The organism is Shewanella sp. SG44-6 (assembly GCF_014164185.1).
Taxonomy (GTDB): domain Bacteria; phylum Pseudomonadota; class Gammaproteobacteria; order Enterobacterales; family Shewanellaceae; genus Shewanella; species Shewanella vesiculosa.
Genome location: NZ_JACJER010000017.1, coordinates 1 through 21,894 on the forward strand (window position 1 = coordinate 1; position 21,894 = coordinate 21,894).

Annotated in this window: 15 protein-coding genes; 13 read left to right on the forward strand and 2 right to left on the reverse strand. The window is 42.5% G+C overall.

From position 1 onward, the window contains the following. Positions 1-344 precede the first annotated feature (344 nt). The 8 genes from H5185_RS05005 (at position 345) to purF (ending at position 11,790) form a co-directional block, all read left to right on the forward strand. Positions 345-1,481, forward strand: a complete 1,137-nt coding sequence (locus tag H5185_RS05005) for a 4-phosphoerythronate dehydrogenase (RefSeq protein ID WP_182741527.1) — start codon at positions 345-347, stop codon at positions 1,479-1,481. A 180-nt stretch (positions 1,482-1,661) separates the two neighbouring features. Further along, positions 1,662-2,678: an aspartate-semialdehyde dehydrogenase gene (locus tag H5185_RS05010; protein WP_124016162.1), complete on the forward strand. Its 1,017-nt coding sequence runs from the start codon at positions 1,662-1,664 to the stop codon at positions 2,676-2,678. A 290-nt stretch (positions 2,679-2,968) separates the two neighbouring features. After that, positions 2,969-6,634, forward strand: coding sequence for a FimV/HubP family polar landmark protein (locus H5185_RS05015; protein WP_182741528.1), 3,666 nt, complete (start codon positions 2,969-2,971; stop codon positions 6,632-6,634). 128 nt (positions 6,635-6,762) lie between these two features. After that, complete coding sequence (gene truA, locus H5185_RS05020) at positions 6,763-7,548, forward strand: tRNA pseudouridine(38-40) synthase TruA (RefSeq protein ID WP_182698500.1); 786 nt, start codon at positions 6,763-6,765, stop codon at positions 7,546-7,548. 89 nt (positions 7,549-7,637) lie between these two features. Beyond that, positions 7,638-8,915, forward strand: a complete 1,278-nt coding sequence (gene folC / locus H5185_RS05025) for a bifunctional tetrahydrofolate synthase/dihydrofolate synthase (protein WP_182741529.1) — start codon at positions 7,638-7,640, stop codon at positions 8,913-8,915. Between the two features lie 71 nt (positions 8,916-8,986). After that, positions 8,987-9,601: an SPOR domain-containing protein gene (locus H5185_RS05030; protein WP_124016158.1), complete on the forward strand. Its 615-nt coding sequence runs from the start codon at positions 8,987-8,989 to the stop codon at positions 9,599-9,601. 152 nt (positions 9,602-9,753) lie between these two features. After that, complete coding sequence (locus tag H5185_RS05035) at positions 9,754-10,242, forward strand: CvpA family protein (RefSeq protein WP_182741530.1); 489 nt, start codon at positions 9,754-9,756, stop codon at positions 10,240-10,242. 33 nt (positions 10,243-10,275) lie between these two features. Continuing rightward, positions 10,276-11,790 carry an amidophosphoribosyltransferase gene (gene purF / locus H5185_RS05040; RefSeq protein ID WP_124016156.1) on the forward strand — a complete coding sequence of 505 codons (1,515 nt, stop codon included), beginning with the start codon at positions 10,276-10,278 and terminating at the stop codon, positions 11,788-11,790. A 481-nt stretch (positions 11,791-12,271) separates the two neighbouring features. On the opposite strand, the gene H5185_RS05045 is transcribed toward purF, so the two are convergent. Further along, a complete protein-coding gene (locus H5185_RS05045) occupies positions 12,272-13,012 on the reverse strand; it encodes a tRNA (adenine(22)-N(1))-methyltransferase TrmK (protein WP_182741531.1) in 741 nt (246 codons plus the stop codon). Between the two features lie 177 nt (positions 13,013-13,189). On the opposite strand from H5185_RS05045, the gene H5185_RS05050 reads away from it, so the two are divergent. The 3 genes from H5185_RS05050 to H5185_RS05060 all read left to right on the forward strand — a co-directional run bounded on the left by H5185_RS05050 (position 13,190) and on the right by H5185_RS05060 (position 18,237). After that, positions 13,190-15,157, forward strand: coding sequence for a DNA topoisomerase III (locus H5185_RS05050; RefSeq protein ID WP_182741532.1), 1,968 nt, complete (start codon positions 13,190-13,192; stop codon positions 15,155-15,157). Between the two features lie 520 nt (positions 15,158-15,677). After that, the gene (locus tag H5185_RS05055; RefSeq protein ID WP_182741533.1) at positions 15,678-17,147 is read left to right on the forward strand and encodes an ATP-binding cassette domain-containing protein; all 1,470 of its coding nucleotides are present in this window, start codon (positions 15,678-15,680) and stop codon (positions 17,145-17,147) included. 433 nt (positions 17,148-17,580) lie between these two features. Continuing rightward, a complete protein-coding gene (locus H5185_RS05060; protein WP_182741534.1) occupies positions 17,581-18,237 on the forward strand; it encodes a nitroreductase family protein in 657 nt (218 codons plus the stop codon). A gap of 368 nt (positions 18,238-18,605) precedes the next feature. Here the strand turns inward: H5185_RS05060 and H5185_RS05065 are convergent, their stop codons facing one another. After that, positions 18,606-19,895, reverse strand: coding sequence for an alpha/beta fold hydrolase (locus tag H5185_RS05065; protein ID WP_124016150.1), 1,290 nt, complete (start codon positions 19,893-19,895; stop codon positions 18,606-18,608). 194 nt (positions 19,896-20,089) lie between these two features. Here H5185_RS05065 and H5185_RS05070 point away from each other — a divergent pair, with 194 nt between their 5' ends. Together H5185_RS05070 and H5185_RS05075 are read left to right on the forward strand one after the other, a co-directional pair. Beyond that, entirely contained in the window at positions 20,090-20,734 is a 645-nt protein-coding gene (locus H5185_RS05070; RefSeq protein WP_124016149.1) for an MBL fold metallo-hydrolase, read from the forward strand. A 123-nt stretch (positions 20,735-20,857) separates the two neighbouring features. Beyond that, a complete protein-coding gene (locus H5185_RS05075; RefSeq protein WP_124016148.1) occupies positions 20,858-21,880 on the forward strand; it encodes an XdhC family protein in 1,023 nt (340 codons plus the stop codon). The last annotated feature ends 14 nt before the right edge of the window (positions 21,881-21,894 follow it).

Genomic DNA, 21,894 nt, shown 5'->3' on the forward strand with positions numbered 1-21,894 from the left:
GTCTTTGATATATCTAAACCAATTGTTGTAATCTTCATATTCGGACCCGCCCTTTGTTGATAAAGTGTACAAACTTATCATTGCTCACTATGAAGCCGATTAGAAGGGTGGGTCCATCTCATTATCCCGGTAACGCTTTTGAGCCGGGATCCATTCTTGGCTTTAGCTTTTCATTCCATAGCGCCGATGTCGCTTTGCAGTTAGGGGCTATAACATTAAAGTCTACCGCTGGACTCCCAATAACCGATCTTGGGAATGACGAGCTGGGTGCATTTGGTATAAGATACTGGCCATAAAAAAACGCGATACCTTGTCGTTAAACTCGCAGTGAATAAGATACCCAAATGAAAATAATTGCCGATGAAAACATGCCTTATGTTGATGCCTTATTTGGCTACTTAGGCAAGATAGAATATGTAAACGGCCGAACCTTGACCCCTAAACAAGTCGAAGATGCTGATGTGTTACTGGTGCGTTCGGTGACGAAAGTGAATGCTGCATTAATTAACAATGCACATAAACTTAAATTTGTCGGCAGTGCGACCATTGGTACCGATCATGTTGATCTTGAGTATCTTTCGACACGCAATATTTACTTCACTAACGCCCCTGGTTGTAACGCCACAGCAGTCGGTGAGTATGCTTTTATTGCCATGTTGGAATTAGCTCAGCGTTTTGGTGAGTCTTTAGCCGGTAAAGTGGTGGGGATTGTCGGGGCTGGTAATACCGGCACTGCAGCCGCGAAGTGTATGCAAGCTTATGGGCTAAAAGTGTTGTTGTGTGACCCCATTAAAGCCTTGCAAGGTGATACCCGTGAGTTTGTGTCACTTGATACGATTATTGAGCAGGCCGATATTATCAGTTTGCATGTACCTATCACCAAAGAAGGTGAGCATAAAACTTGGTACTTGTTTGATGAAACTAGACTGAATAAGTTAAAACCCAATACTTGGTTACTAAATTGCTGTCGAGGTGAGGTGATTGATAACCGAGCGTTGATCAGATTTAAACAGCAACGCGATGATGTCAAACTGGTGCTTGATGTGTGGGAAGGTGAACCTAACCCAATGGCCGAATTAGTTGCCTTGGCAGAGTTTGCAACACCGCATATTGCTGGTTATAGCCTTGAAGGCAAAGCTCGCGGTACGTTTATGTTGTATCAAAAGTGGTGCGAGTTACTTGATTTTCCAGTAAAGAAATCATTGGAGAGTTTATTACCGGCGTTTCAATTTAACCAAATTGTTAGCCAAGGCGATTTAACTGAAGGCCAATTGCTGAAATTGTCGCGTTTGGTCTATGATTTACGTGATGATGATTTTAACTTTAGGGGGTGTTTTTCAACCGCGACAGGTTTTGATCTAATGCGTAAAAATCACACTTATCGTCGTGAATATAGTGCTATCTCGTTAACGCAATCTGTAGACTATTTATCTGCTGGTTCGATAAACCCATCGATGTTGAATGCTTTAGGTTTTAATTGATAAGCTAATGTGAATATTGCCGACAAGCGTACAGATTAAGGCTAAAAAACAGTAATTTTAGCCAGTTGAGAAAAAATCACTTCAAAGTCGGCTTTTTTAGTACATTAACCCTAGTAAAGCACAACTAAACTAGGGTAGATTGATTGTTCAAACTGGAAAATATGGAGTCGGGCGTTAATTATGTCTCAAGAATTTAATGTAGTCGTTTTAGGTGCATCGGGCGCAGTGGGTCAAACTATGATTGAGATCCTCGAGCAGCGTAATTTTCCGGTTGCTAAGTTGTTTCCATTAGCGAGCAGTCGCAGTGCTGGCGAAACGGTCAGTTTTCACGGTAAACAAGTTGAAATTCTTGACGTAGAAACGTTTGATTGGACCCAAGCACAAATTGGTTTCTTTTCTGCTGGTGGCGATGTTTCGGCTAAATGGGCGCCTATTGCAGGTGAAGCAGGTTGTGTCGTTATCGATAATACTTCACATTTTAGATATGACGTTGATGTGCCATTGGTCGTGCCTGAAGTTAATCCAGAAGCGATTGCTGATTTTCGAAATCGCAATATTATCGCCAATCCTAATTGTTCAACCATCCAAATGTTAGTGGCGCTTAAGCCTATTTATGATGCGTTTGGCATTTCACGTATTAACGTGGCGACTTATCAGTCTGTATCGGGTACCGGTAAAAAGGCGATTGATGAGTTAGCGGGTCAATCTGCTAAATTACTGCAAGGTTTGCCTTCAGAGCCGTCGGTTTATCCAAAGCAAATTGCGTTTAACGTATTGCCGCAAATCGATGTGTTCATGGAAAACGGCTACACCAAAGAAGAAATGAAAATGGTGTGGGAAACGCAGAAAATTTTTGGTGACGATGAGATTGTCGTTAATCCAACGGCTGTGCGCGTGCCTGTTTTTTATGGTCACTCAGAAGCTATCCACATTGAAACTCGTCAACCTGTTGATGCCGAAGATGTTAAAGCCGTATTACGTAACGCACCTGGCGTAGAATTATTTGACGATGATAGCGAATATCCAACAGCTGTCACTGAAGCCGCTGGTAACGATCCTGTTTATGTTGGTCGTGTTCGTAAAGATATTTCTCATTCTCACGGTATAAATTTATGGGTTACTGCCGATAATATTCGTAAGGGTGCAGCATTAAACAGTGTGCAAATCGCCGAGATTTTGATTAGAGATTATTACTAGTCACGTTTTTATGATCAGTAATGACTTAATCAGTTACGCGATTTAGTTTAAAAAGCCTGCAATGCGCAGGCTTTTTTCGTTTTACTGATCCCAATAGTAGCAGGTGTGGTAAATCTAGTTTATAGTCGTAAACATATCATTTTTAACATCAATAACATTGAAATTGCCTGCGAAATTGGCTCATCATGGATGTGATCAGATATAGTTAACGACCATAATACTAACGATAAAAATTGCCTAAAGCCTGTTGCCAAGTCGGTAACTCAATAGCGCTAAATGGGAAGGATGGGATGACTTTGCGTACTTCATATATTGTAGGTTTGATCGCCTGCACAGCCGTTGGCTTAACCAGTGTACAAATTATTGAGTCGGCACAAGCTGAAACGCTCAAAATTACTGGTCCCAATGGCGAGGTTAAACAACCAGCCAAACGCCAATATGGTCCGACGACGTCAAGAGATACCTTTTGGAGTATTGCGCAAAAAGTCAGACCCAGTGACAAGGTTAGTGTTTATCAAGTGATGGCGGCGTTATTTGATGCTAATCCGCACGCATTTAGCGGTAATAATTACAATACATTAGAGCGAGGAATGATATTACTGATTCCTTCTGCCGATGAGATAGCCGCTATTCCCAATGATGTCGCTAAACGCCGCGCAGAGCAAGATGACAGCCGCATGAGTAGACAAACTCAGCCCCGTCCCGCCAGCAAACCGGTGCAATCTCCTAAAGTGGATATTGCCAAAAAACCTACAGCAACAAAACCACTGCAAATAGCCCCACAACCCCCTGCTGTTGAGGTTCAAACCAAAGCGATTAACCAAGCGAATGTTGTTGAAGTGAGTGAGCTAAACAGCTCGCTAGATAAAGCGAATGCAAAAACATTAATGCTTACCGATGAGTTAGCGCGCTCACAAGATGAGTTAATGGTCAGTAACAATGACAATCAAGCGTTAAAAAACAAAATTGAACAAATGTCATTAAACATTTCGTCGCTTGAAGAAGATTTACAGCTATTACGCGAAAAATTTGATGCCCTAAGTTTAGAAAATAAAAAACTCGTAGACCAAGGCGAGAATGCTGCGCCCGTTATTGAGGAGCCGACTGACTTTTGGCGCAGCTTAATGGACAACACTATGTTGCTGATCTTGGCTGCATCGGTGCCACTTTTGGCGATATTTGGGCTTATATTTTGGTTACTCAGTCGCCGGAGTAAGAAGTCTCAGCTTTCTGAAGCAAATACAGAAACTCAAGCCGAGAAAGCGCTCGATCCAACACAAGCCGCTGACGACTCTGACGATATAGTGGTTCATTTAGATACCGATGATGAAGAGTCGATTGATGATTTATTGGATTTAGATAGCGTTGATTTACAGCCTGAAGTCCAAATGAGCGGTGATGCTGAGATGGACATGGCTTCAGATATGTTCATTGATGAAAAAGTGCCTGAAGATGAGGGCACTTCTTTAGACGATTTATGGGCTGAAGCCATGGATGATCAAGATTCTGATCTGCCACCGCTTGAAGATGACGATGATCTAGACAGTCTGCTTGCTGGGTTAGATGATGATCCTGATCAATCCCTAGATTCTACCGGGTCAGAGGATGATATAAACTCCTTATTAGCTGAGCTAGATGCTGACGACATTGTAAATAATGACACTGATGCTTTAGATGCAGCTGCCGAAGATGACATTGATTCGTTATTAGCTGAATTTGATATGCCAGCAGAGTCGGTTGCTGCAGCTGCTGCTGTAAAACCTCAGCAATCAACTGCCGAAGATGATATTGACTCTTTATTGGCTGAATTTGATATGCCGGCTGAGTCTGACGATGCTGATACACCCATTATTGCGGATAGCGCCGAAGATGATATTGATTCGTTATTAGCCGAATTTGATCTGCCAGCTGAGTCTGATGCTGCGCCTGCAGTAAGCAAATCCGAAGCGGCCACAGCCGAAGATGATATCGATTCGTTATTGGCTGAATTTGATCTGCCAGCTGAGTCTGATGCTGCGCCTGCACAGAGTAAACCCGAAGCGGCCACCGCCGAAGATGATATCGATTCATTATTGGCTGAATTTGATCTGCCAGCTGAGTCTGATGCTGCGCCTGCAGAGAGTAAACCCGAAGCGGTCACAGCCGAAGATGATATCGATTCATTATTAGCTGAATTTGATATGCCGGCTGAGCCTGATGCTGCGCCTGCACAGAGTAAACCCGAAGCGGCCACAGCCGAGGATGATATCGATTCATTGTTAGCTGAATTTGATATGCCGGCTGAGCCTGGAGATGTGGCTGCTGAATCGGATGAGACTATATCTGCAGATGACGCTTTATCCACTGATGACACCAATGATAATGCTGACGAGCTGCTTGCTGGCTTATCTGCCACCAAAGATGAGAGTGATCAAGACGGTTCGCAGGATAGCGGCGATAACCGTGCTGAAGCAGACGAATTGGCACCTCTTACCAGCGATTCGGTTGACAATGATGATGACATTGCCGCGTTAATTGCTGCTGAGTTACAAGATGATGCTGATGACCAGGATGAACAGAGTAGTGATGAAGATATTGATTCATTATTAGCCAGCTTAAATGAACCGGTTATTGATTCTACATTTGCCGAAGAAGATGATGATTTAGCTGCGCAAATTGCGGCAGAATTAACTGATGAAGATATCACTGATGCTAATGACGATAATGAAACCAGTGATGATGACATCGATGCATTGTTAGCTAGCCTTAATGACCCGGTTATTGAGTCTGATACCACTGATAAGGACAATGCTGCGCTACAAGCACAAATTGCCGCTGAGTTAGAGGATGATACCGCTGCTGAAGAACTTGTCGCCGATGATGAATCTATCGATGATGATATTAATGCTCTATTGGCCAGCTTTGAAGAGAAAGCAACCGACGATTCACCTTCTGCCACTGATGCTGAGAGTTCGACATCTGTCGAAGAAGCTCTTGAAGATAATGAATTATTTGACGAGTTTGACCAATATCTTACTGAAACTGAAACTGACTTGGCTTCAACAGACGATGATGTTGAAGCTAACCAAGCTCCTGCGGCAGCAGAACCCAAAGTTGATACTGCAGTCGACAGCGAAGAGGAAGACAACAGCTGGTTGGAAGCTGAACTTGAGGCTGCATTAGCATCAAGTAGCGCGACTGACAGCGATGTTGATAGTGATACCGAGGTTGAGCCAGAGCCTGCTACTAAAATAGCGGCAGAGACAGATGATGATGGTCTTGAGGCATTGTTGGCTCAAATGGACGATGACGATACGCCGCCATCGGTCGCGCAAAATAAGGCCAATAAAGATTCTGGTTTCTTTAATGATCTTAAATCGAGCAAACCTAAACCTGAGTTATTAGATTGGGAAAGTGATTTACTTAATGCGGTTGAGTCAGCGGCTGATGAAAGAGAAGTCTATGAGCCACAGGTAAGTGATGATGATCTATTGGCAGCATTTTCACAGTCATTAAAAGATGATGACAATGATGATGACTATAGCTCTGAAGACGATTATATCCTTAGCGATAACAACTTAACGGTTGATGAAGCATTAGCGGCACTTGACGAAAAAGAACGTAGCAAATCTTCAGCATATAAAGCCAGTGATGATGACTTAATGCGTTTTGAACGTGAAAATGGCTACATTGATATCGATAAATTGTTGAACGATGCGGATGAAGATGACGATAAAACAGATCAATATAAAGACGTTAGTGTTGATATGGGCTCTGTAAACTCGTTAATCGGCAATCCAGATATGGTTGATGTTGATGATGAAGAAAACTCTGTTAATGCCAAACTTGATTTAGCCAGGGCATACATTGAAATTGAAGATCAAGACAGTGCTCGAGCATTATTAAAAGAAGTGCAAATCGACGGTAATGAACGTCAACAATTAGAAGCTAAGAATTTAATTAACAGTTTCAGTTAACCCACTAAATGAGGTTTCATAGGCTTAAAATACAGGCTTATGTTGACCATATAAAAGCAAACGGCGCAGATACATGCGCCGTTTTTTTGTGATAAACTGCGCGCCATTATTGAGTAGAGGATATAGGCATGCGGGTCGCGTTAGGTGTTGAGTATGATGGTAGTGGGTTTTGTGGGTGGCAGCGCCAACTCGATGTCGATTCAGTGCAAGCCCAGATTGAGAAAGCGTTAAGTTATGTGGCTAACGAGCCTATAACCGTATCGTGTGCTGGACGAACTGACACCGGAGTACATGGTACTGGGCAAGTGGTGCATTTTGACACCAATGTGCAACGTCCAATGACGGCGTGGACACAAGGCGTTAATGCTAATTTACCCAACAGTGTGGCGGTGAGATGGGCAAAAGAAGTTGATGACAGTTTTCATGCCAGATACAGTGCATTGGCCAGACGCTATCGTTATGTCATTTATAATCATAAGCTACGCCCTGGTATTCTCAGTGCCGGAGTGAGTCATTATCACGGCGATATTGATGAAAAACTGATGCATCAAGCTGCGCAACTTTTTGTTGGTGAACACGATTTTACCAGTTTTAGAGCGCTGCATTGTCAATCTAAAACCCCATTTCGTAACGTGCATCAAGTCAATGTGACTCGCCAAGGCATGTACATCATGGTCGATATTCAAGCTAATGCATTTTTACATCACATGGTGCGTAATATTGTGGGTTCATTATTGCAAATCGGTTTAGGCAATCAACCTATCGAGTGGATCTCTGAACTGTTGGCTCTGAAAAATCGCAAGCAAGCTGCTGCGACGGCTAAACCTAATGGATTGTATTTAGTCGATGTGACTTACCCAGAGCAATATCAACTGCCTAAGTTGTCTCTCGGGCCATTGTTTATGCTCGACTAAAGTGATGTTAGTCATTTTTGAGTTGTTAAACCCAGAGTATATTACTGCAACACCTGCTAAGGTTTGCATACGTTAAATGGTATTGAATTATGTCAATCGCGTCTGAAATTACTGTTCCTAATCAACAATCAAGCTTAAATCAATGGCTGGATTATTTACTGGCTATTCATCCTAGTGAAATTGATATGGGATTAACTCGAGTGAGCGCTGTTGCTAGGCGTCTTGAGGTGATTGATTTGGCTCCTGCTAAAGTGATTACTGTAGCCGGTACCAATGGCAAAGGCACAACCTGCGCCATGCTCGCGTCGATTTTACGCCAAGCTGATTTGTCGGTGGGTGTTTACAGCTCACCGCATTTACTGCACTACAATGAACGAGTACAGATTAATCAGCAAGACGCCAGTGATGCCTCTCTTATTGAAGCCTTTTGTGCCATTGAGGCCGCTCGTGGTGATATTTCATTAACCTTTTTTGAATATGCTACCTTAGCCGGTTTATATTTGTTTAAAGCTGCTAAAGTCGATGTGATTATTCTGGAAGTGGGCTTAGGGGGCAGGTTAGATGCCACCAATATAATTGATTCCACCGCCACGATCCTTACCTCTATTGATCTTGATCATCAAGAATATTTAGGTGATACCCGTGAACTGGTTGGCAGAGAAAAAGCCGGTGTGTTTCGCCCCGATTGCCTGGCCATTATTGGTGAACCCGATTTGCCGATGAGCGTCACTGAATATGCGCATCAAATTGGGACTACACTTTATCGTGTTGGTCATGAGTTTGATTACCATAAAGACCAGAGCCATTCAGACCAATGGCATTTTACATCGATGCAGCAAACATATTCAGGGTTGAGTGTACCAAAGCTACCACTGGCCAATGCGGCGAGTGTTGTAGCCTTGCTAAGCCATATTTGGCCGCACATTAGTCAGCAGCAGATTAACCAAGGTTTGCAGCAAGCTCAACTCGCTGGACGATTAGAGCAAGTCAGTGAGCAACCATTAGTACTCTTAGATGTGGCACATAATCCCCATGCGGCCAGATATTTAGCCCAGCAATTGCAGGCGTATCAAGGTCGTCGTATTGTAGCCTTGTGTGGCATGCTTAAAGATAAAGATATTACGTCAGTATTAGCGACATTAGCCGAGCAAATTAGTCACTGGAACTTCGTCAGTTTAGATATTCCACGTGGCGCATCAGCGCAAGCTCTACGTCAAGCATTGCCTAATGATATATGCCGTGACCGTGCCAGTGAGTTTGTTGATATCAGCAGTGCATGGCACGCGATCCAAACGACAGTGAAAGCCGATGATGTAGTCATTGTATTTGGCTCTTTTTATACTGTCGCAGGGTTTAAATTGTTATAAACACTATTTGTTTAAGACGTCGTTTTTAGAAATCATCATAAACGTCATTTGGTTAAAGAAGGGAATTAGCTTTGAATCGTCAATTTCAAAATCGTTTGGTAGGAACCATAGTACTCGTGGCCTTGGGGGTGATTTTTTTACCTGATTTATTAGACGGTAAAAAAGCTCAGGTTGTTGAGGAGTTCACTGAAATTCCTTTACGACCAGCTAGATTAACAGCTCCAAATCGCCCTAATTCTGCTGAAAAAGTAGAAGAGTTCCAAGTATTAACGATTGCAGAACCACAAGACCTTAGCAACGATATTGTGGCATTAGGTGAAGAGGAAGCAACCAAAGAACCGGCTAAAGAAGTGGCTCAAGTAGTTGAAAAGCCTGCTGTGGTTAAAACGGTCAAAAAACCTCAAGTCCAGGTAGCGAATAAAACCTCTGCACCGATCACCGCAGGCTTTACGCTGCAGTTAGGCGGTTTTAACAATATTACTAATGTAAAAGCGTTGATTATTCAACTGCGTAAAGCCGGATTTACGGCTTACACACTGCCTAAAACACCTGTCGAGGGAAAACTCACCCGAGTGTTCGTTGGCCCTGAAGTATCAGAAGATAAACTTAAAGCTCGTCAGCAACCTATATTCAAATTAACCGGATTAAAAGGCAAAATCGTTGCCTATAATCCACAAGAACAATAACCTATTCAGACGGTATTTTGCTTGGGTGATTAATATTTACAATTTGATTGTTCTTAATCACGCAAGAATAATTTGTACAATCAGAGGTGAGAAACATCTCTGTCTCTGTTAGAATCCCGCCGTCTTGAACCCTATACCGGATCCCCATCTTCATGGTTTGGATTGATTACGCAATTATTATCGTCATCGGGTTATCAACTGTAATCAGTTTGATCCGCGGATTTGCCAAAGAAGCCATGTCTCTTGTGGTTTGGTTTGCTGCATTCTTTATCGCTAGCCAGTTTTACCTCGATCTTGCTGCTCATTTAACCCAAATGCAGGACGAGTTAGTCAGAAACGGTGTGGCGATTGCTATTCTTTTTATCATTACCCTGATCTTAGGGGCTCTCGTTAATTATTTACTCGGCCAGTTAGTGGCCAAAACAGGCTTATCGGACACAGACCGAGTGTTAGGCCTGTGTTTTGGTGCCATTCGTGGCGCGTTGATCGTTAGTGCTTTACTGTTTTTCATGGATGCGTTTACAGCATTTCCAGATTCTAAATGGTGGCACGATTCTATACTTGTACCTGAATTTGGTGTGGTTATTCAGTGGTTTTTTAACTATCTGGAAAACACGTCAAGCTTTGTACCCCAAATATAAACATAAAACACTTTACAGTGAGGAACCTTACCCATGTGTGGTATCGTCGGAATAGTAGGAAAATCAACAGTTAATCAGACCATTTATGATGCGCTAACTGTGCTTCAACATCGTGGTCAAGACGCAGCAGGTATTGTGACTGTTGACATGAATGCGTTTCGTTTACGTAAAGCAAACGGCTTAGTCAAAGATGTGTTTGAGCCTAAACATATGCAGCGTTTACAAGGCAATGCCGGTATTGGACATGTTCGTTATCCTACTGCTGGTAGCTCGAGTGCATCAGAAGCTCAACCGTTTTATGTTAACTCGCCATTTGGTATTTCGTTAGCACATAACGGTAACTTGACTAATACGATTGAACTGGCTGAAAGCCTAGTGACAAAGCGTCGTCATGTTAATACTACTTCTGACTCCGAAATCTTGTTAAACCTGTTAGCCGATGAGTTACAAGAAACGCGCAGTTTAACCTTAAGTGCTGATGAAGTGTTTGATGCTGTTGCCAAAGTGCATGCGCAAACCCGCGGTGCTTACGCTGTAGTGGCCATGATCATCGGTCAAGGTTTAGTTGCATTTCGTGACCCATTTGGTATCCGTCCATTGGTACTTGGTAAGCATGAAACGCCTACCGGCACTGAATATATGGTTGCTTCAGAAAGTGTTGCTTTAGATGCAGTTGGCTTTGAAGTGATGCGTGACGTGGCACCTGGCGAAGCTATTTATATTTCACTTGATGGGCAATTATTTACCCGTCAATGTGCTGCAGATCCTAGCTATGCTCCGTGTATTTTCGAATTCGTGTATTTTGCACGTCCTGATTCGAGCATTGATAAAGTGTCTGTTTATGCTAGTCGTGTAAACATGGGCGCCAAGTTGGGCGAAAAAATTAAGAAAGAATGGGAAGATCATGACATTGATGTGGTTATTCCTATTCCTGAAACCTCGTGTGATATCGCCTTAGAAATTGCCCGTTGCATGGATCTACCGTATCGCCAAGGTTTTGTTAAAAACCGCTATATTGGTCGTACGTTTATCATGCCTGGTCAGCAAGAACGTAAAAAATCAGTTCGTCGTAAATTGAATGCGATTAACACTGAGTTTAAAGGCAAAAACGTACTATTAGTTGATGACTCAATAGTACGTGGTACTACGTCTGAGCAGATTATTGAAATGGCGCGTGAAGCAGGAGCAAAGAAAGTGTACTTTGCATCAGCAGCTCCTGAAATCCGTTTCCCGAATGTCTATGGTATCGATATGCCGACCTCAAATGAGCTTATTGCTCATGGTCGTGATGCTGACGAAATTGCTAAAATCATTGGTGCCGATGGCATTATTTTCCAAGACTTAAGCGACTTAATTGAAGCCGTAAGAATGGAAAATCCAGAGATTAAGCGTTTTGAAACATCAGTGTTTGATGGTCATTACATTACTAATGACGTTGACCAAGCTTACTTGGACCATTTAACACAATTACGTAATGATGATGCCAAAGCTAACCGCTCAAAAGACATTGGAACTAACTTAGAAATGCACAACGAGTGTCATCCATAAGCTAGCCAGGTTTTCATAGCCATAGAAAGCCAGCATGAAAATGCTGGTTTTTTTATGTCCGCTTTAAACACTCGGTATTACTTGATAACAGACGATAACAAGATAGATTCTCGATACTAGGTCGCTTCGCGGCTAGTAGCCGTAAGATCGATAAGATCGATGACAAGTGATAACCTGAGAATACAAGCGCATCGGATTTAAGGGCTCGCTTTCATATATGACCATACAGCAATATTGTCTACACCTTCTATCAGACATCATTAGTTCGCCTTCAATCAGATAGCGATTGCTATCACCGCAACCAGATATGATTATTACAGCATCAGTCCGATAGCGATTACTTTCATCGTCAGACGAATATGTCTGCTACTCCATCAATCAAATAGCGATTACTTTTATCGTCAACCAGATATGATTCCTTTTACCGTCATCCCGGTAATGCTTTTGAGCCGGGATCCAGCGTCTAAAATAGCGCCGTACTCTAGGAGGTCGACGTCCGTTCTTTACGCTCGACTTGTGCTTTAATTGCTAGATAATCTTGCAACGCCTGTGATGCTTTTTGCGGATTCGACAGGGTTATTTTTTGATAGTGAGTCAGCACTTTGTGTAAATATCGTATAGCAATATTGCGCTCGTGGTCATTGTTACATTGCCAAAATTTATCGCCCACAGCGCTAATGTTAGTGGTAGAACTATCACTATCACTTTCTATTCGCGACGATGTACTGTCACGCCTCACATAGATAATTTCATAAAAGCGGCGATTTTCTTCAATCAGTTTTTCATCAATTAAACGGCAATCAAGTTCAATGAGTTGGTGGCGAAGTTCGTACTGGTGATGGACCGGACACAAGATAAAATCAATTTGACGGTTAGGGTGCAATTGGCAAAGTGTATTCACTAACTCGATCATCAAATCTCCGCCAATACCAGCAATGATCACTAATGGGGTTTGCTCATCTTGCTCCAGAGGTATCGCTGACACATCTAAACAATGTACTTGCCATTGATTGGCAGTTTGCCGTGGGTAAAAAAGTTCAAGCTTAGCGGTTAACTGCTGCATTAATGCCGGCACAATATCGACAAAATGGATCGTGTTTGCAGCATCCCTATCGAGTAATGCCGCACCAAGAAATCCATGGTCGCAACAACAATCCCAAATATGGCTATAACCCATGGGGATCATACTGTTGATTTGTGCTAAACGCTGGCCGAGTTTCATCTGTTCATCGTGTTTGGGATTTAAGCTGCGTATTGTAATATTTTGACGATATAAGTGGTGAATTATTTCGTATTTGCAGCTTGGCGTATTTAGCGCTAATCTATACTGTAAATTTATACAGTTAAGCGGTGCCATTGAGTTTTATCTAATTGAACTTTAGCACCCTAATAATGGATTATGATTCTATATATTGCTGAAAAACCCAGTCTCGGTCGTGCTATTGCCGATGTTCTGCCAAAACCACATAAAAAAGGTGATGGCTTTATCACTGCCGCCAATGGTGATTGCGTGTCATGGTGTATTGGCCATTTATTGGAGCAAGCCGAACCTGATGCTTACGATGATGCATTTAAATCATGGAAGCTAGAACATTTGCCCATAGTGCCACAAACGTGGAAGCTCATGCCTAAAACCAAAACTCGCAGTCAACTTACTGTGCTGCGTAAACTGGTTAAGCAAGCCTCAGTAATCATTAATGCTGGCGATCCAGATCGTGAAGGGCAGTTGCTGGTGGATGAAGTGATTGCTTATTTAGGCGTCAAGGGTGACAAGCTCAATCAAGTTCAGCGACTATTAATTAGTGATTTAAATCCACAAGCAGTCAAACGTGCGTTAGGGCAGTTACGCAGTAATCGTGAGTTTATTCCTTTATCGACTTCTGCATTAGCCCGCAGCCGCGCTGATTGGCTATATGGCATGAACATGACTCGTGCTTATACCATTCAAGGGCGCAAAGTGGGTTACCAAGGCGTGTTGTCTGTTGGCCGAGTGCAAACGCCTTTGCTTGGCTTAGTGGTGCGCCGTGATGATGAGATTGCCGATTTCAAGCCAAAGTCTTTTTATGAAGTGCTGGCCCATCTGGTTACCGAGCAGCAACAAACCTTTACCGCCAAATGGCAACCGAGTGAAGCCTGCCAACCATACATGGATGAAGATGGCAGAGTGTTAGCCAAAGGCTTAGCTGAAAATGTCGTTGCTCGTATTAATGGTAAACCAGCGCAAGTGACTAAACTTGAAGCCAAAGATAAGCGCCAAAACCCACCATTACCCTACAGCTTATCAGCATTGCAAATAGACGCAGCTAAACGTTTTGGCCTCTCAGCAAAAGAGGTACTTGATACTTGCCAAAGTTTGTATGAGCGTCATAAATTAATTACCTATCCGCGTTCAGACAGTCGCTATTTACCTAAAGAGCAACATGCTTTGGCACCAAAAGTATTGGACGCGGTACTCAAAGGTGCTGCTGCATTAGTTGATGGTTGTGAAGCACCAAATGCCAAGCTTAAGTCTAAAGCTTGGGATGACAGTAAAGTCGATGCTCACCATGCCATTATACCCACAGAGAAAGTTGCTAATTTGTCATCGTTATCCAGTAACGAAGCCAAGTTATATCAACACGTTGCGAGGCAATATTTAGCCCAGTTTTACCCAGCTCATATGTATGCTGAAACCGCTGTGGAAGTGACTATTGCTGGAGGTTTGTTTACCACTAAAGCGCGTCAAGACAAAAGCTTAGGCTGGAAACAACTGTATAAGCGTGCGACCACAGTAAATCAAGCGAGTTCTAATTCTAGTTCAACTAGCAGCGATGACGATAACGACGACACGGTACAATCATTACCGCCGCTGGTTAAAGGGCAAATACTCCAATGTGAGCGTGGTGAATTACTAGAAAAAATGACTCAAGCGCCGAAGCATTTTACCGACGCGACATTATTAAGCGCTATGACTGGCATTAGCCGTTATGTGACAAACAGCGATATTAAGAAAATTCTTAAAGAAACTGATGGCTTAGGCACTGAAGCGACTCGTGCTGGGATTATTGAATTACTGTTTAAGCGCGGTTATTTAGTTCGCCAAGGTAAATCAATACTGGCTACACCTGTGGGTGTTGGTTTGATCCGCAGTTTACCTGAATCTGCAACCACACCAGACATGACCGCATTATGGGAAAATAGCCTCGATGCCATCAGTCAAAAAAGGCTTAAGTATGATGCGTTTATGCAGCCATTACTCAGCCAATTAGATAACCTAATTACCCAAGCATCGAGTCAGTTACCTTCTGCATTACAAGGTGTTGCCAGAAGTGCACCAAAGCGCAGCTTTAAAAAGCCATATAAAAAGAAAACTAAAGCGAAAAGTTAACAGGGTGGCAAGCGATGAAAATTGTTAAGAGGGATGATGACAGGCAAACTTACCCAGGCTAGTAGCCTTGGCCAGACTAGGTTGGTGACGACATGTTTTAAAACAGTCAGGTGTCAAAGAAAGATTATTGCCAGTAACCTATCAACATCTTCTTAGAAGTATAGGGGCAAGCTTGATTAGGCAAAATACAAGTTTGAAGAGCAATAAAGGTGATGCTAGCTAGGCTGATTTTATGTTTTATGAAATCTGGCCGGGCCGTGAATTATGCCAAGTTCCTATGGAGACTTAGTATTAAGCTGATTATGTAGCAATGGCAGAGGGTGCGATAATTGAATCTACGCTACATGAAATGGCCGTTTTCGTGAATAATCGTCAGTGTGATCAACTGAAGTGATTTTAATCGCAAAGTAGAACCAAAATGTTCTACTTTTTTTGTCGATTTTTTTAAGACTCCTGTGAGACACTCAGAAGATAAACTCTGGTGAAGAATCAGTATTAATAGACAGGGATAAGCGCCACAATGGAAATTCGGTTTACTCAGCTGCAATGCCGTTCGTCTAGTGTCACCATGAACATTGAAGATTGGCTCATTGAATCACAACAATCTTGGGGCGTGTTTAGTACCGAAGGTGATTTAGGCGCCATATTGGGCCAGTTATTGACTCAGCAAGCACAAGATAACGCTTTGGCCTATTCTGGCATACTATCGGGTGTTGACTACTCGCAGGTCGCTTTGGTGTCACTGCATGAACAGCAGCTGTTACTCGAACAGATTCTTGAGCAAGATGACAGCGAGGCTTTAGGCTACATCGACCCTAATACTAGCGTTTATGGGGTGATTTTTACCCTATGTGATGATCACGTACTGACAAAGCGCTTATTAGAACAGCTGGATCTCACTCGGTTAAGCGATAGCCAGTTTACTCAGCTTTCTACCGGTGAAAGTCGCCGAGTCATGCTGGCCCGTGCTGTGGCAACCCAAGTGCCATTTTTAGTCCTCGACGAACCTTATGCAGGGCTTGATGTGGGCCATCGACAAGCGTTAAGTCAATATTTACAGCTGTTGTCGCAAACGGTACAAATGCTGGTGGTCGTGTCACGTGAAGAAGATATGCCTGACTGGATTGAGCATGTTGCGATGTTTAATCATGGCGCGTTAGACAGCATAATGACTAAGACTGAGTGGGATAATCATCCGCTGATTAGTCAACTTACAGCGCAATCAGGCCAACAAAGTGAAGATATGTTGGCCCTTATTCGTCGTCACAGACATAAGCCCTTATTCGCAAATCCGGTCTTTCAGTTACACAATGGCCGAGTGGCTTACAGTGACAAAGTGATTTTTTCTGGGGTTAATTGGCGCATCGATAATGGCGTACATTGGCAAGTTAAAGGCCCAAATGGTTGTGGTAAAAGTACTTTGCTAGGGCTTATTTTTGGCGATCATCCACAATGTTACAGTAACGACATTGATATTTTTGGTAAAAAAAGAGGCTCAGGCGAGAGTATTTGGGAGATAAAAAAGCATATCGGCATGGTGTCATCAGCGTTGCATTTACAGTACAGAGTTAATTGCAGTGCCTTAGATGTAATTGTATCGGGCTTTTATGACTCGATTGGTTTGTATCAACAACCGACAGCGCAACAGTTAGCTATCGCATCCGAATGGTTAGCCATTTTACACATGAGCCAGTTGAGTAAAACGGCCTTTAGGCAATTAGAATATGGCCAGCAACGCTTGTTGCTCATTGCTCGCGCTATTGTGAAACAGCCCACGTTGTTGATCCTTGACGAGCCTTACCAAGGCTTGGATTACTTAGGCCGAAGATTGATTAAAAATGCCCTTGAACTCATCGCTAAAGAGCACTTGAGCCAATTGTTGTATGTGTCACATTATCAAGAAGATAGCCTTGATAGTATTCAGCACTTTATTGAGTTTGTCGCCGACGAACATCAAGGTGGCTATCGTGCTGTGGTAACTGAAAGCTAATTACTGCATGGCTATTATTTAAGGCGATGACGCTTATCTAAACAGCTAGCATTTGTTGGTTGTTTTTCTTTATCTGCTTAATGGCAAAACACACCCGATAACCTTGCCATCATGGCACTGTATGCGGCAGCTAAAGTCGCTAGGCAGATTGAAAATCTGAATGACTTTATACCCGCAGTGAATAGCATCTTTGGGCGGCTTGGTCGAATAGCCTAATCGAACTTTAGTTAGTGATAAACCTTGAAAACCTCATGTTTTGGCACCATAACCGTCTTATAGTGTATTTACTCAATTTTTTTAATATTGTTTTGTTGTTTTATATTGTTCGTATCAAGTCTATTGAGCCAGATTGTAGGTTAATCGATAACATTACGACATGTCGTTTCACTGCTAACTCTTTCTCTGAGTGTTTAAAATTAATATGGAGTCTGACATGACCAACGCTATTATTACTGATTTAGAAAAACGTTACACCGCCAAACGTTATGATGCGACTAAGCGCGTATCACAACAAGATTTAGCCGTCATTTATGACGCAATGGTGTTATCACCTTCATCTATTAACTCTCAACCATGGAAATTTATCGTGATTGAAAGTGATCAAGCAAAACAACGCCTACATGACTCTTATGCTAACAAGTTTCAGTTTAACCAACCGCATGCTAAAGCGGCTTCACATACCATATTGTTTGCATATAACCCTAAGTATACCCGTGAAGATTATGCCAAAGTGGTTGATCAAGGCATTATCGATGGCCGTACTAAGCCTGAAGATCGCGAAGCTGCATTTGGTGGATACGCATTTGTTGACTTAAACACTGATGAAGCGGGCAACAATGCGGCATGGACTAAGTCACAAACCTATTTAGCATTAGGTAACACTATGCATGTTTTAGCTCGTCTTGGTATCGATTCTACGCCGATGGAAGGCGTAGACAGTGAGTTGCTAGGTGAAATTTTTGCTGAAGAACTTGGCGGTTATGTGTGTGAAGTTGCATTAGCATTTGGTTATCATCATTCGGATGAAGACTATAACGCTAAGTTACCTAAATCTCGTTTGGCTAAAGAGCAAGTATTACAGGTCGTATAAATAGGCTTTGATATTGATTTTATTCGTTTCAATGTCGAATAAACCTTGGTTAGAAAATATTAACTTTGTAGCGCTTCGCCCACAGAGGATCAACAAGGGGAACACTGCTTGCCCTTGTTGATCACTCCATCAATTCCGCCAAGGTGTTGATCTTCCATATCATAATAACAATCACCTCATAGCCCAGAGAGTACATCTGATGTGAAAAACCTCTGACGCCGTGATGTGTGATAAATTGCATGATGTTACCACAGGGTTCTCATCATGCTATTTCGAACACTTCGGACGGTGACTTTAGGTTTATCGCTTTGTTTTAGTTAATCTTATGCCAGTTTATTTTCATCACACAAACTTGGTTGATTGATGCATTAACGTAAACAATGACCGCGGTTGAGGCTAATAAGCTTATCAAGAATGCGTTCGCCATCCATGCGGATGCCGTTGTGTTCATATTCTGATGTGAGCCAATACTTGAGATTGTTGACTTGCTTAGCGGTTTCTAGGCTGTATTGCATTTCGACAAACATGTCGTTGCTGTAAATAGCGGCTGCTACCGGAACCTTATTATTCGCTAACGTTTCAAGGTCATATAATGCCGGCCAATCTTTCTTAGCCGCGATTAAGTCTGCTGCAGGTTGTAATGGCATTAATGCTTCAAATTGAGCAAACATCCATGGGTAAATCATTTCACCTGTAAACAATAATGGCTTATTCGGACGGTAATTGAATTGTTCAAACTGCGCTCTCACTCGATGGGCCGCCCACGCTGAAGCCTTATGTTGGCAGTAAATAGATTCGTGCAATAAAGCAAAAATAGGATTAGTGCTGTAGTCGAGGAAATGACTAAATTGATGTAAAAATAACGGATTAACATCAATACCGTGGGGTGTTTCGATTAAGGCTTGTTCAAGCAAATAGTAGACCGCTTCTGGCCCTTGTTCCATGCCTAAATTAATCCCTAACAATTGCAACATTTCAACTGTCAGTAATTCGCCTGTGGCTAAGTACACTTTGTTTTGATAAAGGTGGCTGGCTAAGTTATCAACTAAACTGCGGGCATCACTAAAGCGTTTGAAAAAGTCATTGTTTTTGGCGATGACTCGTTGATATGTCGCTTGATATACTTCATCAGCAGGGCGGCTAAGTGAAGGTATGCCGCCAGTAATGTAGGCTTCTTTTAGGCCTTCAGGCGCGGCAGACAAATAATGCAGCACACAAAAGCCACCAAAGCTTTGGCCTAAAATACTCCAAGGCTGGTCTGGGGATAGTTTGGCTCTAATATATTCTGCATCGCGAATAATGTTGTCGGCACGGAAAAAACTTAAATAATCAGCCTGGTCGGTGGCGTTCATATAACTTAAGCTGGTGGCATTGATTGGGCTTGATAATCCGGTGCCCCGCTGGTCGAGCAATAACACTCTATATTCAGTTAACGCACGTTTTATCCAGCCGTTATTGCTGATCGGTCTGACGGCACCAAATCCTGGCCCACCTTGAAAGAATACTAAATAAGGCAGTTTTTTATGTTGGTTTTCAACACTGACAATTTCCCGAGCGAAAACCGTAATCTGTTTACTGGGACTTTGTTGATAATCTAATGGCACCGAGAAAAAGTGCTTACGAGCAACAATGTCTGCTAAGGTGAGTTCTGTGTGCATAAAATGCCTATTGGGTCATGATTAATGGTGATATCAAGCTTATTCAGCCGTAAGTAACGTTATTTTATGAGCCATGTTAATGATTAACAATCACTAACTTGATGCAAATCATCTTAAATAGCTATCTAGATCAAATCTGCCTAGGTAGAATTAACCGATAATTAGCCACTGATTATTAAACAACGAGGTTGTCAATGAAGTATCAAATCATCCCCGTAACGCCTTTTCAGCAAAATTGTAGTGTTATTTGGTGCGAAAAGACCTTGAAGGCTGCGGTAGTTGATCCTGGTGGTAACATTGATAGGATTTTAGCCGAGGTGGCTAAGTTAGGCTTAACGGTTGAAAAAATATTATTAACCCATGGGCATATTGATCATGTTGGTGGGGCGGCGGCATTGGCGAGCGAATTAGCTATTCCGATCATTGGTCCGCACATTGCGGATAAATTTTGGTTAGAAAACTTGGTTAAACAAAGTCAAAACTTTGGGTTTCCGCGTGTAGAAGCTTTTGAGCCAACCCAATACCTTAATGAAGATGATGAGTTAAGTGTTGGTGAGCAACATTTACGAGTTTTGCATTGCCCTGGACACACACCGGGACACATTATTTTTTATAATGCTTTTGCTAATTTAGCCTGGGTGGGCGATGTGCTTTTTCGTGGCTCAATTGGTCGTACCGATTTCCCGCAATCCAATCATCAAGACTTACTTCAATCAATCACCACTAAGTTATGGCCATTAGGTCACAATGTGAGTTTTATTCCTGGTCATGGCCCAATGTCGACGTTTGCAGATGAACGACAACATAACCCTTTTGTTGCGGATCAGTTATTTGATTAACACTTTTCTACACAATTAGGTCGTTGAGGTTATTTATTAATAAGTTGAAACTATTGATTCTTTGCATTGTAAACCCAGTCTGTTAGCTTAAGAGTATGCGTTTACATATGATGGACAGTTCAAATGGTTCAACACCTCGTTGATTTACTCGATACCTGGTTACCTTCTTATCAAGAAGACTGGGTACTCGCCGTTCTTACTCAAGTACAAGGCTCTTCTTACCGTAAACCAGGCGCAATAATGCTATTTCATCCCATGGGCAAAAGCTTAGGAATGTTAAGTGGTGGTTGCCTTGAAGCGGATCTCCGTCGTCACGCGCAACGTGCGATTCAAACTCAGCAAGTTATTCAGTTAACCTATGATGCAACTGACGAGTCTGATACCAGTTATCAACTTGGTTGTGGTGGCATCGTTAATATCATGATGGTGTCGTTGAATAAATCTAACAATTATCTTGGTTTAGTGAGTGTTCATGATGCTTTGATGCGCAGTCATTCAGGTGTATATCAAATTGATATCGTTGCTGATGGCACGCCGGCCGATCAACTCAGTGGTCACTTTGTTGAACAAAAATCAGAGCAAGCTACCGTTATCACTCTCAATACTAAAACCCACAAAGAAGCCTTTGAAGATCACTCTGTGTTACATATTCCTATTAGACCACCTGTGCATATTGGTATTTTTGGCGGCGGTTTAGATGCCCAACCAATTGCGCAAATGGCGCAAACGTTAGGTTGGAAAGTCACTGTATTTGATGAACGTACTGCGTACGCACGCACTTATGATTTTCCTGGCTGCCAGATCATCAAAAAAGCGACCAAGGATGTGTCAAGCTCACTGTTGGCCAGTTTAGATGCTGCCTTTGTGATGAGTCATAATTTACAGATTGATGCTAAAACATTACAGGTACTGCAAACTTTATCCCTAGCGTATATTTCATTATTAGGTCCGACTCACCGCCGTGACAAGGTGTTGAGCATGGCTGAACTTAATATCGATGACTTTAGTGGTTATTTTTCGGCACCAGCAGGGTTGGCATTAGGGGGCGAGCTGCCTGGTTCGGTTGGACTGAGCATATTGTCCCAGTGCCATGGCGTACTTTATCAAAGCAAGATAACTAGTCTTGATACTGTAATGCTGTCTTAGCGAGTTGATACGTA